The following is an 18,264-nucleotide window of genomic DNA, read 5'->3' as shown; positions in this document are numbered from 1 at the left end:
ATTTATAAATAGAAACAAGCCTTCCACTTCGTTTAAAATTCGAAATGGAAGGCTCTATTTATGTGCTTTGTCGTTCTACGATATTTAATTTTAATACATCATCTTTGCTTTTAAATTCTGTCTCTTCAAGTAATGCCAATAAATAGTTAATCAATTGCTTACCAATGTCATTGACTGGTTGATTGACTGTCGATAATGGAATCTTCAACAAACTAGAAATGGGTTGGTTATCATATCCCATAATGGCGATTTGGTTAGGAATATCTATTTGATGGGCAGTCATAAAGTGCATTAACCCTAATGCCACTTCATCGCTACCTGTAAATATAGCATCTGGTAACTGTTCTTGCCGCAACAATATTTTCCCTATCTGCTCACCATCTTCAATTGTACGAACATTATTAAAAATCCATTCATTTCTAATATCTAGACCATTATCTTTCATCGCTACTCTAAATCCGACATTTCTAGGTTTATTAAAACAATGATCATAGTAACTATTGTCCGTGCAATAAGCTATGTTTCGATATCCTTTATTAATTAAGTATTGAATGGCATCGTACGTCGTTTGACGTTGGTTGGTATGTATAATCTTTACTTTATCAGACTGCATTGATTGATCTGCCGATAAAATAATAGGTCCATATTTCGTATACGTCTCTAAAACTTCTATGTCATTTTCAAGTGCACCCATAATCACACCAGCAATGTGTCTTTGCTTAAACATATTTAATAATCTTAATTCCTCTTCTTTATTATTATATGTTTGCATGATTAACGTATGATATGGTGTACCTTTAATTTCTTTATCAATTGCATCAATCAAATACGCGAAATATGGATTCGTAATTCTAGGTACGATGATACCAATCGTATACGACTTGTTGGAACGCAATTGCATAGCGACTGAATTAGGCACATAATCAAGTTCATCCATCGCTTGTTGGATTTTAATTTTCTTATCCTCAGAAATATAAGGATGATGATTTAAATATCTTGAAACCGTCGATATAGATAATCCTGCTCTCTGAGCTACATCTTTAATTGTTGCCATAGTACCACCTTTAATGAAAACGTTTTCATTATTTATGATAGGTTGTCGCTACATTTTTGTCAATCACTCAAGTTAGATATTCAACATTTTAAATATGTCAAAAAGAGCCTGGGACATAAATAATATGATGATGCTATTTTGCAAATTCGCAGTAGCTGACTGAACTGAAAATGCGCTTAAATCAAGCTTTTTTCAGTTCTAGTCATCCTTGCGGGGGGGGGGACGACGAATTTAAAAAGAATTCTGTCCCACTCCCTATTATTCATCATTTTGATTCCAAATTCATTTTCATTCCTATTCTTCTACTAACCATTCAATTGTGCGTTTGATGGCCTTATCCCAGAATGCATAATCATGTTCTCCAGGACCTTCTTCATATTGATAGTCAATTCCTTTATCATCCAAGTATGTCATAAATTGTTGATTATCTTCATATAAGAAATCTTCTGTACCACATTGAATCAACAACTTAGGTATGGTTAATCCTTTTTCGACCGCTTCATCAACTAAATGATATGTATCGAGTTCAGTATCTTTGATATTTGTATCTTCCCCTGTAATTGCTTTCGGTGCGAAATCTGGATAATCAAGTTGCATTAACCCTTGCGCTTGAAAGACAGCAGATAATGGAGATGCTTTAGAGAAGAGTCTTCCTTGTGTTAATGCAAATTTCATCGTGCCATAACCACCCATTGAATGACCTGCAATAAAATTATCTTCACGTTTTGGTGATAGTGGAAGTAGCTTATGTGCATAGTGATACACTTCCAATATATGATCATAATAACTATGACCGTACGTCATATTTGCATAGCCACTATGATCTGCATTCGGCATAATGATAGATAATTGATGTTCATCTGCATATCGCTCAACACTGGTAAAGCGTGTATACGACGTTGCATCACTTGATAATCCATGCAATAGCATTAGTGATTTATAAGATTTAGGTGATTGTGTTTCGTCGAAGAAACTGCCGTCTTCTGGAATAATTGCTACAAATGATTGTTGCATACCTAAAGATGGTGATAAGTAATTGATTGTCATGAGTGCCATGTTGATTGTCGCCCCTTCTAATAATAAATGATTATATCTATTTTACACTTTTTCTGAAAAAGGTGTTACCCAAGCATGCAAAAAGACGTTAGTGATGTCACCAACGTCTTAAGTAGCAATTATTGTGTTTATATCGGTTTGGTAGTTTAATATAAACGCTTTTCGTATATAAAGGGGCTTTGTGTCTTATTTACTACTTTATAATCATCCAATTTTTGCCATTTTTTATCAATTTTTTCTCTTCTTTTAGTTCATGTACAATATGGCCTGTTGTTTCACGTGAAATACCTGCTAAATCACTTAGTAGTTGAATGGTCATGATATGTTTAATTTCGTAGAATTCATCATGATCGTATGCTATTGCATGACATAAATAATATAGTACTTTCTCAATGCGTTCTCTCGCCAACTTTGTGGTTAATGCCATATTGTATTCCATTAGCAGTTCAAGTTCGTTATTTAACTTTTCGAACAGTGTAACAAATATGTCGTCATGATTTTTACAAAGATATTCCAACATATCTTTAGGTATGCCTATTACATTACATGGTGTTATAGCTGTGCACATCTCGTTTAATTCAATTTTTCGAAAGAGATGATTTAACGGAAATAATAGCTGCTCTTTATTAAGCTTACGATAAGCGTCCCCATCTTCATTAATTGTTTCACGCAAAACAATACCGTCTAGTAACAAATACACATAGGTGGGCTGATCAGATGAATAATATATGATTTGTCCTTTATTGTAACGTCGCACGAAACATTCACTCTTGAAAGCTTGAATGACACCTGTTGGAATATTTAAGTAAGACGCTAATTGTTTGAGTCCTTCACTTAAATCATTATCTCTGTTGTTGATATATGTCTTTCCGGCCATTGAGATACACTCCTAAATCTTTTAAAACTTTTTATTAGAATACTGAAACGCTTCCCATCGCTAAGCGAGTGATACCTATTATTGCAAGTATGATAATGACTGCAAACAAGATATAGTCACCTTTCGTTAATGGTTTATGGTTATTACGTTGTACGAAACGATAAACAAATAGACCAGGGATGTAGAGCAACATGGTTAATAACAAGTAATCAATACCTGCAGCGTACACAAGCCATATCGCATAGATTGATGCAATAATACCGATTGCCCATTGTTTCACTGTAGCGTGTCCTTTATGCTCAATTGTGTATTTTAATTGATAAAAGGCACTAAACATATACGGAATTAAAATCGCGCTTGATGCAAGTGAAAACGCAAATTGATATGCACTATCTGTAAATAACATGCTAATTAAGAATATTTGTACTAGAATGTTTGTAATTAATAATGCATTGATTGGTGCTTTATTTTTATTTTCTTTAGCAAACCATTTCGGGAACAAGCCATCTTTAGCCACTATAAATGGTAGCTCACCAGCTAGTAATGTCCAACCAAGCCATGCACCTAAAACAGAAATAATTAAACCAATGTTAACGAGTACTGAACCCCAATGACCAACGATATGTTCTAACACTTGTGCCATTGATGGGCTTGCAAGATCAGCAATTTGATTTTGTTGAATGACGCCTTGTGCCAATACAGTCATTAAGAAGTAAATAACAAGTACTGAAACAAGTCCAATTACTGTAGCAGTACCTACGTCTTTTTTCGATTTAGCACGACCTGAGAATACCACTGCACCTTCAATACCAGTGAACACCCATACGGTTACAAGCATTGTACTCTTAACTTGAGACATTGTATCGCCCCAACTAAATATACCTGTACCACCGCTTGTCATTCCGTAGAACCCTGCTTTAAATGTATCGAAATTAAATACTACAATCATACAAATGATGACTAAGAATATAGGAATTAACTTTGCAACAGTTACAATACTATTGATAAAAGCTGCGGTTTCAACACCTCTAAGTATTAAGAAGTGCACACCCCATAATAAGAAAGAAGCGACGATAATACTTGGTAGCGTATTACCACCTTTGAAGATTGGGAAGAAGTTACCTACTGCTGACATCAATAATGTTGCATAGGCTACGTTACCTAGAAACGCAGCAAACCAGTAGCCCCAAGCACTTGAGAAACCAATAAAGTCGCCAAATCCAGCCTGTGCATAACTGTAAATTCCACCTTCTAAGTCCGGTCTTACATTAGTGAGGTTTTGGAAGACAAATGCGAGTGAAATCATTCCGATTGCGGTAATAATCCATCCAATCATAATTGCTAAACCACCGGCTTGACCACCCATATCAGAAATGATATTGAACGCACCGCCACCAATCATAGAACCAATGACTAAACCAATAAGTGACGTTTTACCAAGTTTGTTTGTGTCTGATTCATTCATAATTCATTTCCCCTTCTAAGGAGGATTACTTTTAAATTAAGGGCTTGAAGCATCATTATTCAATTGTCTGGTAATCCTGCTTCAAACCCTTCTCCTTGTGTTATATTTCTACATCACTTTCCCTGCGATGTATTTTTCAAAAAAGTCCTTACGTTTGCTCGAAATACTTTAAATATCTTCTCTAAATAATGGTTGGCTCATACATCTTGGGCCCCCACGTCCACGAACAAGTTCACTACCAGTAATTTCAAGCACTTTAATGCCTTTATCACGAAGTAATTGGTTTGATACGTAGTTTCGGTCATAAGTAACAACCACACCTGGGCGTATACATAGCGTGTTTGAACCGTCATTCCATTGTTCACGTGCGCCGTCTATCACGTCACCATTACCAGTTGGGATAAACTCGATTTTTTCAACGCCAAGTACGTCTGCTAGCGTTTCACGTAGTTTATTAGAATGTGTGATTTTAATGTCGTCTTTGGCTTCATCGTATTCAATTGTAAATAAATTCATATTATTTTCTTCTTTGAAAATTGCTGAATGCACTGTGAATTTATCGTAGTCAATCATTGTGAATACTGTATCTAAATGCATGAACGTACGGCTATTTGGAATTTCAATCGCAATCACTTTTTTGAATGTTGTAGATTCATCTTTGAATATATTACGTGCTAAGCGTTCAATCGCTTGTGCTGATGTACGCTCTGAAATACCAATGGCTAAAGCATCTTTAGAAAGAATTAACTCATCGCCACCTTCGATGTTAAATGGTGAATTTCTGTCTAACCATACCGGTACATCTGCATCTTTAAATCTTGGATGATATTTTAGAATGTATGTCATAAATAGAGATTCTCTACGACGTGCTCTCCAATACATTCTGTTGATTGTCATACCTCTACCTACTGATGCTTGAGGGTCACGTGTAAAGTAAAGGTTAGGCATTGGGTCTAAATAGAAAGGATATCTATCATCCATATATTCAACGAGATGTGTTGTTTTAAGTTCAATTTCTTCTTTTCTTACACCAGCCATAATTTTGTCAATTAATTCTTGGTCTGATAATGTCGCAAAGAATGTTTTAATTTCAGCTTCATGTCCTAAGACTGTTTTTTGAGATTCTGCAAGAATATCGTCAATAAATTGTTCACGCACATCTTTATCTGCAATGGCTTCAGCTGCTAGTTTTTCTAGATAAACAACTTCTACACCTTCATCACGAAGTGTTTGTGCAAATTTGTCGTGTTCTTCTTGTGCCACTTTTAAATAAGGAATATCATCGAATAGCAAGCCACTTAAGTGATCTGGTACTAAATTTTCTAGTTCTTTACCAGGTCGTTTGAGTAATACTGTTTTCAATCTGCCGATTTCACTGTTTACTTGGATAGGTCCTTGAGTCATATTCATTTCCTCCTTTATTTATCTACAACTAGAGTATAAAGCGCTTTCATATTTCATTATGTGATTGTTTTCACATTGTAAATGTGTGTTAATTCATGCTTTTTGGTTATTCAATGCATATTTTTGATTGAATATACAATAATGTTAGGTGATTAGTGATTATTATGTATATTTCATTCATGTTGACATGCCGATGTCTAACCAAAAAGTTTTTTATGCATCATTCTGTATTTATAAACACCCGTGATTTGTATCTACATTTATATAACTACTTAGGTTATGAACATTATAAATTAGGTGCGTTACACTCTATTATAGATAATATAAAAAAGTAAATCTACATTATATTTTATACATTAATTTGAATATTTATGATTAAATAATTTATAATGCACATATTTAGCCATTTCTTCAGAATTAGTTAGTACCATCAATGTGTCATTGCCACCTACTGTCCCTAATATTTCATTAATATTCATTCGATCAATAAAATAATTAATGCATTGCGCAAATCCTGGAGATGTTTTGATAAGTATGTAGCTATCTTTTATTATAATACTTTTAATTTCACTGTCGTAATAATGTAGCAGTTTCGTTTTAGCATCCATTTGTTGCGTATTATCTAACTTTTTATAATAGGATTGATTACTTACAGCTGGAACTTTAAAAATCTTTAATTCTTTCAAATCTCTTGAAATCGTAGTTACGCTATAGCGTACCCCGAAATGCGTATCGATGTAATCTGCAATCTCTTCCTTTTTGTTAAATCGGTTATTCTTAACTACCGTTGCGATGAGATCTAGACGTTTATTCTTTTTCATATTATAAACTCCCTCTATCCCTATACAGCCTACGCTATATTTATGTTTTACTTTTAACGTATCATTTTTTTGTCTTTCTTTGTGTGGGGTATTTCATAAATTCTGTTATAAACTTAATTATTTACATAAAAACACCCCAAAAGTGAGATTTATCATCCAACTTTTGAGGTGTCTTTCAAGTTAAGTTATTTTGTTTCTTTCATAGCTTGTTTTACAGTGCTATAGCCCATTACTACGCGATCAACTTTACCTTTATCTACATCAAACCATACTGTCATTCCTTTTGTATTTGGCTGGTAGAAATAGATGCCTGTTGTATTATGCTTATGGTTATTTACCTTTTGTAAATCTTTACCGTAAGTTTTATTTAATTGATCCAATGTCATTTTACCTGTTACGTTTAAATCAAGTAATGATGCCGTTTTACCATCTTTCGAAACGTTTCTAAAATATTGATCATATTTTTTAACATTTTTAAATGATGTTGTTGCTTTCAATTTAATACCATTGAATGTGACATTTTCAGCTTTTATTGCATTTTTAAAATGTTTATCTAATACAAATGACACGTCTTGACCTGCATATCCTTTATAATTGTAATATGCAGATGTCGCGTTCGCTTTAGAATGAGTTGTGTTTGTCGTAGCTTTAGATTCAGCATGTGCAATAGATGTTTCCGTCAATGCACTCGTAACACCTACACCAAATAATGTGCTTAGTGCTAATGTCGTTGTGACTAATGTTTTTGTAGTTTTTCTCAAATTAGAAGCCTTCTTTCTTTATAACTAAACATATCATACGCTATTCATGACTGTTATACAATTTTGTTTAACTAATTAGAAGTGTTTCATATTTGATGTAATGTTGTTTATAATTACACAAAATTAATTTTCATAAATCGTTAAATAATGTTTTTATATAAATTATGTTATACTAAATATAGGAGTAACATCCCCATTAACTCCTTCACAAAAAGTTATATTATGTAATGACTATAGCCATAAGTTTACTTCCCCTTTGTTAAACTTATGGCTCTTTTATATAGTCTTTTTTACTTTTCCAAAATAAATATAAAATTAATTTATATTGTAGAAAACCACTTCCAAAATACGAACATATGTTCTATAATGAATTTGAGGTGGTTAACATGATTCCAAATCCTAATGCGCCAGATGAATATAAATATGAAACTGATTATCGTAAAATACCAAGACAATATTTAGACGCTAATATTCCTCAAGGACGTGGCATGGTGAAGTGGGCTCCCTTTGCGACAATGCCAGAACAATATCAACGATTGAATGATTTTATTGAGGAACAGAATAAAATTGCCATGCCTTCATTGTCAGATGATCAATTCGAAAATATCAATCGACAGCTCACTTATAAATTCACACAGCACCAATTGGCAATGATTAGTTATTGGAGAAATGGCTATATTCAATCAATTGCTGCGTATATACGTCGTATCGATTCGCTAAATCGCTGTATCACAATTAGTAATGAGAATGGTTCACAAACGATGAAACTCGATTTTGAGGTTATTTGTAATGTAGAGTAAGTGTGCTGCGTAATTGGTGACTCATATCACTGAAACATGATTTTTATTTTAACTAGAGATAAATTAAAGCGCATAGATGAGAAAGTCCCATTTATGCGCTCTTCTAAATATTATTTACTTGTTGTAAAGCCTACGTAACTAATATCTACTTCTACAACTTTATTGTTATTAAGAACAAATGATGTTGCTAAACCATCTTTATTTGGTTTATAAACGTAAATACCGCTACCTTTAACATTATTGTTGCCTTTTACTTTTTTCAAATCTTTACCATAAGCTTTTTTAAGTTGACTGTACGTTAAATCGCCTTTAACTATAAATTGTAATTTATTCGCTTTTTTGCCATTGCTTGTTACGCCAGTAAATTTCTGATTATACTTTTCTTTTACAGTTGTGCTATTTGTTTTAGCAAGTTTGATACCATTAAATTTAATGTTGTCATGTTTGATTGCGTTAATAAAGTTCTTGTCTGTTAAGAATTTAGCGTCTTTATCCACGTAACCATTATAAGAGTAGTAATACCCTTTAGTTTGCGTTGCTGCATGGGCAGTATCTTGTACTGGTAATACCGCGCTACTCACTCCTAAAAGTGTTCCAAATGCTAATGTTGTTGAGGCAATAGTTTTAACTACTTTATTCATGTTAGTCCTTCTTTCTATATTAGAATTACACTTCATTTATATTATCGCACAATACATACAAACATTCACTGTACTTAAGACCTATTTATCAAAAATTTTAGTAAACAAAATTTAATATTATAAAATTGTGTAAATACTATCTATTTTATGAAGTTTTATTATAATAAGATAAAGAAATGAATTAAGGACGGAGGATACACCTTGAAAAAAGTATTGGCAGGTATCGTCATTTTATTACTTGTTGTTGCTTTAGGTTTTTCAATATTCTTTGCAGCAACTGGTACTAAACATTCAAATTCGAGTGATGATCATAAAACTGAGAAGCATGATAAAAAAGAGAAGAAAGATAAAACGAAAGAAGAACAAACTGATGAGCAATCTACTACATCTGATAATGGAGAAAATGCACAATCAGAATCAGCGTCAAACAACACTGTAAACACGCAACAAAGTTATTCTACACAACAAAATAACTCGACAACTCAAACACAACAATCTAAAACAAAAGAAAACAGTTCAAGACAAAATAGTTCAGAAAGTGCTACTTCAGAAAAGAATACTAAAGAAACACAAACACAACAACCAAGTACACAACAACCTTCTACGAAAAAGCCATCAACAACACAACCTAGCACCCAAAATAAAACGACAACTAACAGTAGTTCAACACAAAGTTCAAGTAGTTCAGCTCAGGGTAGCAGTCAAAATAATAAAGACAATTAAAACAACCGCCTAATGAGTAGTCTTATAACTACCCATTAGGCGGCCTAGTTTAATTATTCCCTATCTTCTAAAGAAGTTACTTCAACAATTTCTGTTTTTTTGACTAGTTCTCCATTAATGTTAGAAAAACCTATTACTAAACATTCTCCTTTATTTAATGATGATAAATCTTGTTCCATTTTTCTTTTTTCGTCATTATTTTTATTCTTACTAATAAAGGCGATTTGATCTTCCGGTGGGGCAAAGTGAACTTGCTCAGCGGCATTAAATAGTGCCGAAATATCTCCTCCGTTATTTTTTATAGAGCTGATAGACTGTGTAGCAAGCCATGAAGACCATCCAAATTTTCTACCCTCTTTTAAAATTTTAGTTGTAGGAGAACTTTCTTTATGATTCAAGTTCTGCATTTCATCTAATAAAACAGGGATAGGAACATTTTTACTTCCTTCTCGTTCGGTAAAATTATATAAATCCCATAGTAAGAATTCAGTTATCACTTTTTGAATACTTGCAACAAAACCTTTTAATTGCATAATAGTTACTTTACCTTCATTATTGAATATTTCATTCCAAGTAAACTCGTTGTTGTTATATGCAAACGGGTCTTTATCTAATAATTTGTCAATTCTTCCAACTAAAGTATTAGCATTAGTAGTTTCTTGATCAATCAATCTTTGTTTTAATTTAGTGAAAGTAAAGTTTTCGCCATATATATCTAAACCACTTTTGATAGATTCTTTTAATAAACTACTTTGTTGGATACCAAGTTTAAATACGAAATCTATAATTTGAACTACTCTATCTGCTATATCATCATTTTCTTCTGGCACGGTAAAGCCACCTAAGTCTATTTCATTTCTTTTAAAAGGATTTATCGGAAGCTTATCTCTAAAAATAAATTTAGTATTGAGATTATTTCCTAGTTTTCGTGTGAATTCCTCTTCTAATTGGTTGTTTAAGAAACCATCTGTGTAATCAACTACTAAACTATCAAGTTTATTTTTAGCCATTTCATATAGAAGACATTGCATAAAGTAAGTTTTACCTTGTCCAGATTTGCCGCTAATTAATATATGGCGATTAGGTAATTGTTTATGACCATACTCCCAATACACTTTTTCAGTACTACCTTTTGCATTTCCTAATAAAATTCTCACATTTTCTAAATCGTGATTTTCTTCAGTTCTATCTATTTCCTCAATAACAGAAGGTTTATCTTCCCAATCATTAGTAGGAGGAATTTCCACTTTATTAGAATCATTGTTCACATTATTTTCATCTTCAAGAGTGGAAGTTGATACATCACTATTTTCATTAGTTAGATTATAATTTGTATGGGAAACTAGTAAATTTGCTAAATCAATCCCTCTCTGATTGTTTAATATTTCATGTTTAACAGTTTCATAATCCTTTTCTGCGTCATTATACGCATCTAGTTCAGTTAAATGTAATTCATATACATTTTTCTCGCTGTCTTTAATTAATTTTCTGAAACTATTTTCTTGATTAAATAATACTGCTATTCCTATACCATATTCATCTTTTATCTTAGTAGAGAAAGTAATGTTACCGTTTAAAATTTCTGCTCTTTTCTCATAAATGTAGTGCATCTTTTCATCCACAATTACACCATTTTCAATAAATTTATTTAAATTACCAAAATATAAATTCAAGAAAAATTGTCTATAAAAATCTTGAGTTAAAACTTGAGAAGATGGAGTAATCAATTCTTTTTCCAGTACTTTAAACAAATGACTTATTTGTACTTTAGCTTTTTCAATCACATTAGTGTGATTAATACCGACTTTTACTTCAACTGGCATAAAATGGACATTTGCATTTTCTTCTTCCAATTCTAAGCCTATAAATAACAAGTCATCTGAAATAGAGCCACTATGATTAAGTTCCTTAGCCGAGAAAACATCTGAACTTGCATCCAGACCTTGTTGTCTACTCACTCGAAGTACTTCTTCCATAGAAATTGGAATCCAAGTTATTTTTTCATGGGCTAATATTGATAACACTTGTTTATATGCTGAAATAATACTTAATTTTTCTCTAATAGAATGATCCCCGTAATTTGATTTAGACCCTCTATTTCCTATAACTGATAAAAGCCATTCACCATTAAGGATATTGAAAGATCGGATAATATTATCAATATTATGTGGAGTATAATCTACGTTAACTTTATTTAAAAATTCTTTAAGAATATTACTATATTGTTCTGTATCATTTGTTACAGTAATTGATTCATAATTAAACGATGAAGTTTGATCATTATAATGAATAACATACAAATCATAATCATTACTATTGAAATAAGATAAATCAACAGAAGGATCTATAAATGTTACCCAATTCGTATCGTTAAAAACACCATCAAGGTTTTGATTTTCGATACTAATAACATTATTAACGATTCCTTCATCTTTCTTATATGGATTTAATCGATAATTTTTATTATTAGAAACAAAACTATTCCACAATAATGCACTATAAATTAAATCGTTATTCTCTGATATACCTCTCGTACCAAATCCAGATAAATATGAATTACCTATTTTAGTATAGCTAATATTTGATAATAGACCTTTACTAGTAACAGAAGAGTAAATTTCTTTAAGATTGCTCACACTAAACTTAGGTTCTTGATTAAAATTAAAAAACGTAATGTGATAGATATTTTCTTCTTGCTTATTAACGAATATATTTATTTTAGATTTTATTGTTTCCAATATATCTTCTTCGTTAAATTTCTTTTTAATATTACTAGGAATTTTTATATTATATGCTTCTAATAATTCATCGCTGTCTTTAATGTTATATAAAGCATATATATTATCAATAATTTCAATAGCATCCATATATACATTTACTGGATTTAAATAATGAATTGATTGTATATCTTTCATTTGATCTAAAAGGTGTTCAATAGTTCCTTTAATAACTGTCTTATAATCTTTAACATCAATGTACCTTACTTTAAGTGCATAGTTCCTATTAATATCAAATAAATATTTAAAGTGTTGTTTATAGTTGTTCAAACGTGTTTTAATAATAAACTGCATTTTTTCTGAGCTCATTTTATTTGTAGTCTCAAAAGGTTTATATGTAATCCATCTGGCTCCACTTTCAGTATAGTTAGCGAAATAATAATTAGACTCTACATCTACAAAATATGGTAATAAACCGATAGGATTATATTTTCTAAAAACTTTTTCACTTATTTCATCATCATTAAAACGTTCAGTTTTATTTAATTCATATCTTAATATTAGTGGATGTAATGAGGTGAAATATATATTGTTATCATCGGTCACAGTACCTAATTCATGTACATTTAATATTTCTTTTTCAGTGATTTTTTCATTATCAGTTAAACTTTTCAATACTTCTTCTATAGTTTCACAATAATTAGAAACAGCTCTACTAATGTCCTCATCATAATACATTAAACTAGGAACTGTTTTTTTCTGAATTATTACCTCACACAATTGCTTATATGCTTTTTCTACTAAAGGTGGTAAACTTTTTGTTTCACCAACTAGCTGGTTATCTTTAATAACTCCATTAGTAAAGTTGTTTTCAATCATTGATTTTTCAATTTGCGTTATGATTTTAAAATCATTAAATAGATAATATTCATTTGTATCTTGAATAGCTATATTATCTTTAACAATCATAGATTCTTTTTTCTCAAAAACCTTTTTTATTAAATTAGAACTTGAAACTGGAACCGGTTTATTTACAAATTCACTTAATCTAACTATATACTCAATATCATTGATTTTTAAATTAATATAAATATTATCAATATCAGCATTAACTAATGGACTGAAGTCTAAGTTTGAAATTTCATTCAAATCGTAAGTTTCTCCATTTTCAAACACTTTACTTAGATTATTATTTTCATCATTAATTGATAGTAAATTTTCGACATTATCTAAGATAAATTCAACCTTTTTCTTTTGAACATTATATTTCAACTTATACTTAGTTTTAAGATTTTCAATATTGGAACTATTAAAATTCACTAACAAAATCCTAAATTTAAAAGTTAAAGAAGTTGAATTATTATGTTTATATGTAAAATCAATAAAGTACTCATTTTCATCTTTAATTTCACTAAGATCAATGACTAATTTACCTTTAGATTTAGATTTAAATTGTACTTTTGACGTCTCTTTTTTAGATAGGTTATATATTTTCGCTCTATTAGTATTAATAAAAGATGGATTAATATCATCATGTTTGTCAAAAGGTAAGATTATAGTTTCTAAGTTTGAGAATTCTTTAAAGATAATTATATTTTTTTCTCTTGATTTAACCTTAGTTGTCCCAGAATTTTTATTCCATACTTCAATATTATTAAATTGATGATAAAATCCTTCATCATTAAACTCTATTTTCACCCTTTTTTCATTATCAACCGTCTCTTTACTTTTTCTAATTGGCTCGAATTCCGCTTCATACCAATTATCTTTTACTAATTTAGGAGGGGCACTGACACCGAATTTTTCTTCAATATCTTCTTTAATATTTCCTCTATCATGTATAACTGAAACAGTCTCAAATAAATCACTATTTTCAATAAGCCTATTTTTTATATCTTTAGTTGAATTTGAAAAACTCTTTAATTGTTTATCTTCAAAAAGCTCCAATTTTAAATAATCTTCTTTTTTAATTTCACCTTGTTGAATAATACTAAATACAGATTCAAAGTCTAGCAAAGTATATTTAACAAGTTCATCTGAGAATTTTCTTTCTATTACAAATTTTAAAATTTCGCTTTCATGTTTCTCTAAACTATGATTCTCCTTATTAACTATTTTATCTAAGTTTTGCTTTAGAGAATTAGTATGGAATGGTGCTCCTTTTTTAGATAAATCTAATGAGCCGCCTGTTATACTATCTAAGTCCTCTTTCATCAAGAAAATAACTACTGAATTTTCCCATTCTCCTTTTTGCAAAGATACTTTATTTCTTATAGTCACTAAAAAATCATTGGTAACGCCATCGTGCGCGAAAACAAAGATTACTTTTTTATCGTTTATCATATAATAAATAGTTTCAAAGCTGAATTCATTTGATCTGAAGCTGTTAACTTTCTTATCCTTTGAATTTTCAATTGCTGTTTTTAAGCTACTTATTTCATCGTCATTATTTAATATCAAAAAGAACCTATCCCCTGCGTTTAAAGAAGTGCTATTTAAATAAGCTCTTAATTCTTTATCTAAAAAATTATAAAACTGGTTTGACATACTTTACCTCCCCACTATCACTTTTCTTATCAAGAATATTCATTTTCTCGTAGAAATTAACTACATCTTCTTTTGTATATCGATCAAAAAAGACTCCTCGTTTTTCAAACTCTACAAAAACTTCTTTAATTAATTTCTTTTCATCCTTAACAATTATTGAAGTTAATAATATTAATAAGTCGTTCCTGATTGTCAATGTTTTCCCTAAACTACCACGACTTTTTAGAAAATATAAGTCTCCAATTTCGTCTATTGATTTTGAATATCGCGAACTAGTAGCAGCATCCAAATCAGTGTATAACCATTTTTTGAAGACCTTTAAATTCTCCATGAAATCATCTGATATTTCATCTTCCTTAGACAATTTTTCTTTATAAATCCTCATCATTTTAGATAATTCATAGTTTATATTTTTTATCATATTATTATCAAAATTCAGTATCTCTGTTAATGAATAAAATTTATCGTCATTTTTTATATCCTTAATTATAATATTTAAATACCCTGTTAAATTGTCATTTGTTAAAGTATATTTTTTTCTCTCTTTAATATAATTGAATCCTTTTTTGTATGTAATCCTAGATGAGGATAACTTTTCACTATCTAATGTGAAATACAATGGCTCTAACTCTACTCCATTTTTAATTTTATTTAAATTATCAGTATTGATAACTGTCTGTGTAATATACTGAAAATAATAAAAAGCAAAGAATTTATCTAAATTTTTTAAAGCAAAATCTTTATGTTTCAATAAAAAATCTAAGTCTTCTTTTCGCGTAGTAAATAAATCATCTGGTAATGTGACAAAACTATTCTTTATTTCTTTAGTACCAATTTTTTTTATTGAATCAAAAAACATTTTTTCCATTAAATTATGAGATTTGGTTGTACTAATAAAGTTTTTCCAAGTTAAATTATTATTTAAATCAAAAGCTTTACTTATATATAAAGCTATATTGATTTCTCCTTTTTTATCAGAACCTTCACTTAATGGTTGAAAATTAAGTATCCGAGGATGATTAATTGAAGATATCTTATCAAAATCAAAGAGTCTTTTTAGTAACATGTTTTTTTCATTTTCATCAAGATGTCCTACACTCTCCACATTTTCATAGATATTGCTTATATCATAGTCTTCATGATTATATTCAATTTTTAAACCTAAACTGTATCTAGCCATAGCCCCAATAATCGGCATGAATCCATTTTTAAATTTTGCTCTTTCGTTTTGTCGAGTAAAAAAGGGAAGTATATTATAATCAAAGCTTCTGTTATATTTAGGAGAACCTTCATCTAATTTTAAATGTTTTATTAATGCATTAGTGCCGTTAAAATCCATTAGTCAACCTCCTCAAGTTGATAACCTAGAAAACCATCATGAATTATATATGTCTCGTTACTAGAAGGTAACTTAATAATTGTATTTTCATTGGATTCAAGATTATTTATTATACTATCTACAAATTCAGTGAATACTATTGCTTCAATTTTATCTTTTTCTTTAACAACGTAACCAGCTTCTATTTTTTCCAATAAATTAAATAGATTATAGTCCATTTCAATTTCAGCTATATATTCTTGAACCTTAAGTTGAACTATCAAATTATTTTTTTCATTTACACACACTAAATGGACCTTAGGTTTAAACTCTAAACCAATTTGAATGCTTGTCTCAGGTTTTAGACTTTCATTGTATATATAATTTTTCTTAGGAGAACCTTTCCATCTATAAATTGCTAATATTACTTTATTTAAAATATCTTTTTTTAAAGCATTATTTGTATTTAAATCACTTATCATATTTATAAAACTTATAAAAGTAGTAGGTTCATATTCTGTATAGTCGAACAAATAGTGTAACCTTACTATCATTTCAAATCGTCGTTTATGATCTAAACCATCCAACAAATATAAATAACTCATCACCTTTTTATAATTATCTTCTCCAAAAAGTTGTTCGCACTTTGCTTGCAAATCGAGAGTATTAAATAATTCAATATTAAGTTTATCTAATTTAGCACTTTGGAATAGCACTGGATCTTGAAAGTGCATTGAAGTTAATAACGAAGATTTACCGTTACTATTAAATAGCATGTTAACTAAAAATGAATCATTACTTCTTTGATTTATTTCTGGGACTATAATGTCATATAAAAAATTTAGTAATGCTCTAGTCGAGATGATTCTTTTATTTACTATTTGTGTTTTAATAATTAAATATTTGATAGTAGTTTGAACATTTTTATCTAACATTAATAAATAATTTTGATAAATCGGTTCTTTTCTATTAAAACCATCATCTTCAATAAAAGCTTTATAAAAAGGATTACCCATATCTTCAGAAAAAATCTTATTAAAAATTGCATCATAAAATTCACTTTTAACTTCACTTTGTTCAATATTAAATACTTTTTCATTTAAAAATGAAACTATTGAAATATTATCTAATCCAAAGTACAAATTGTTCATACCTTTATTTGAAAAAATATTACTTTGCTCAATAGTTTTTATAATTTCTAAGCTTATGTTATTCGCTCTCAAGTATTCGTTTAAATTATTGAGCATACCAACATTAATAGCTATTACTATCTTATTTATCTCATTTTTTTCAAACTGTGTTAATTTTTCTACCAGGGTTTCAATTGCTGTTTTATAAGGATTATTGCTTTCAGTAGCATCATTATATATAAATACATCTTTAAATAATTCAGGTTGATATTTATTTAAATATGATAGTAAATGTGACTTCCCATCACCTACAGACCCAACTAAAAAAATAATTCCTCTATCTTTACTTTTTAAATTCAACAAAGATTCTTTTAATTCATTTTCAATTTTTCTATGTACATGTAGATATTCATTAAATTTATTAAATTCTTCAGTATTAACTATTGATTCTCTTGAAGAGGTGCTTAAGTTATTCATCAAATCAATAAGATTGCTACTGGTAATATTACTTTGTTTTTCAATATAACTTTTCAAATGTTTTAAATACTCGTTTAACTTGATATAGCTATTTTCATCCCCATATTGTTGAACTTCTTTTAATTGATTTTTTATATTCCTTAATAGCTCATAAGTAGTATTGTCGACAAGTTGTTGTGTTCGTAGTTTAAATATATGCGAATTAAAAACATTAATATTGACTTTTTCTAGATTATAAATATCAAATGAGATATCTATCATTTTTAAGGTTTTAAAAAAATTATCTTTAATTATATTTTTTATCTCCATATTATCCCCCTAAGATTTTTGCATCACTATCATGATACCTAATAATATTACAAAAATATATAATTCAAACTATTTTTATAGTTTAAAATATTTATAACAATTATTTTTTAGTTTCTCTCCACTTTTAAAAAACACTTTTATAAAAAAATAGTTCTAGCATGATA

Annotated in this window: 13 protein-coding genes; 2 read left to right on the top strand and 11 right to left on the bottom strand. The window is 29.6% G+C overall.

The window, feature by feature from the left end; genetic code table 11:
* Positions 1-58: 58 nt before the first annotated feature.
* From EQ029_RS01440 to isaB (EQ029_RS01410), 7 genes are all read right to left on the bottom strand, one after another.
* The gene (locus EQ029_RS01440) at positions 59-1,054 is read right to left on the bottom strand and encodes a LacI family DNA-binding transcriptional regulator (protein ID WP_057504861.1); all 996 of its coding nucleotides are present in this window, start codon (positions 1,052-1,054) and stop codon (positions 59-61) included.
* Between the two features lie 294 nt (positions 1,055-1,348).
* Positions 1,349-2,110 carry an alpha/beta hydrolase gene (locus EQ029_RS01435; protein ID WP_057504862.1) on the bottom strand — a complete coding sequence of 254 codons (762 nt, stop codon included), beginning with the start codon at positions 2,108-2,110 and terminating at the stop codon, positions 1,349-1,351.
* A 193-nt stretch (positions 2,111-2,303) separates the two neighbouring features.
* A complete protein-coding gene (locus EQ029_RS01430) occupies positions 2,304-2,987 on the bottom strand; it encodes a Crp/Fnr family transcriptional regulator (protein WP_016930629.1) in 684 nt (227 codons plus the stop codon).
* A gap of 34 nt (positions 2,988-3,021) precedes the next feature.
* A complete protein-coding gene (gene arcD, locus EQ029_RS01425; RefSeq protein ID WP_057504863.1) occupies positions 3,022-4,452 on the bottom strand; it encodes an arginine-ornithine antiporter in 1,431 nt (476 codons plus the stop codon).
* Between the two features lie 168 nt (positions 4,453-4,620).
* Complete coding sequence (gene arcA / locus EQ029_RS01420) at positions 4,621-5,856, bottom strand: arginine deiminase (protein ID WP_057504864.1); 1,236 nt, start codon at positions 5,854-5,856, stop codon at positions 4,621-4,623.
* A gap of 356 nt (positions 5,857-6,212) precedes the next feature.
* On the bottom strand, positions 6,213-6,677 hold the full coding sequence (locus EQ029_RS01415; RefSeq protein WP_011274692.1) for an arginine repressor: 465 nt from the start codon (positions 6,675-6,677) through the stop codon (positions 6,213-6,215).
* A gap of 185 nt (positions 6,678-6,862) precedes the next feature.
* Entirely contained in the window at positions 6,863-7,438 is a 576-nt protein-coding gene (isaB, locus tag EQ029_RS01410; protein ID WP_057504865.1) for an immunodominant staphylococcal antigen IsaB family protein, read from the bottom strand.
* Positions 7,439-7,824: 386 nt separating this feature from the next.
* Between isaB (EQ029_RS01410) and EQ029_RS01405 the strand changes: the two genes are divergently transcribed.
* A complete protein-coding gene (locus EQ029_RS01405) occupies positions 7,825-8,238 on the top strand; it encodes a YolD-like family protein (protein ID WP_037558359.1) in 414 nt (137 codons plus the stop codon).
* 110 nt (positions 8,239-8,348) lie between these two features.
* Here the strand turns inward: EQ029_RS01405 and isaB (EQ029_RS01400) are convergent, their stop codons facing one another.
* The gene (isaB, locus tag EQ029_RS01400; protein ID WP_011274688.1) at positions 8,349-8,879 is read right to left on the bottom strand and encodes an immunodominant staphylococcal antigen IsaB family protein; all 531 of its coding nucleotides are present in this window, start codon (positions 8,877-8,879) and stop codon (positions 8,349-8,351) included.
* A 201-nt stretch (positions 8,880-9,080) separates the two neighbouring features.
* Here isaB (EQ029_RS01400) and EQ029_RS01395 point away from each other — a divergent pair, with 201 nt between their 5' ends.
* Complete coding sequence (locus EQ029_RS01395) at positions 9,081-9,602, top strand: hypothetical protein (protein WP_057504866.1); 522 nt, start codon at positions 9,081-9,083, stop codon at positions 9,600-9,602.
* Positions 9,603-9,655: 53 nt separating this feature from the next.
* On the opposite strand, the gene EQ029_RS01390 is transcribed toward EQ029_RS01395, so the two are convergent.
* From EQ029_RS01390 to dptF, 3 genes are read right to left on the bottom strand one after another with little or no spacing between them, the layout of a single operon-like run.
* Positions 9,656-14,866, bottom strand: coding sequence for a DUF87 domain-containing protein (locus EQ029_RS01390; RefSeq protein WP_057504867.1), 5,211 nt, complete (start codon positions 14,864-14,866; stop codon positions 9,656-9,658).
* Positions 14,847-16,205: a DNA phosphorothioation-dependent restriction protein DptG gene (gene dptG, locus EQ029_RS01385; RefSeq protein ID WP_057504868.1), complete on the bottom strand. Its 1,359-nt coding sequence runs from the start codon at positions 16,203-16,205 to the stop codon at positions 14,847-14,849. Before dptG ends, EQ029_RS01390 begins: the two co-directional genes overlap by 20 nt.
* Positions 16,205-18,100 carry a DNA phosphorothioation-dependent restriction protein DptF gene (gene dptF / locus EQ029_RS01380; protein WP_057504869.1) on the bottom strand — a complete coding sequence of 632 codons (1,896 nt, stop codon included), beginning with the start codon at positions 18,098-18,100 and terminating at the stop codon, positions 16,205-16,207. The genes dptG and dptF overlap by 1 nt, the downstream gene beginning before the upstream one ends.
* Positions 18,101-18,264 lie beyond the last annotated feature (164 nt).

Source organism: Staphylococcus haemolyticus (genome assembly GCF_006094395.1).
Lineage (GTDB): Bacteria > Bacillota > Bacilli > Staphylococcales > Staphylococcaceae > Staphylococcus > Staphylococcus haemolyticus.
This window is presented reverse-complemented; position numbering and strand designations above follow the sequence as displayed.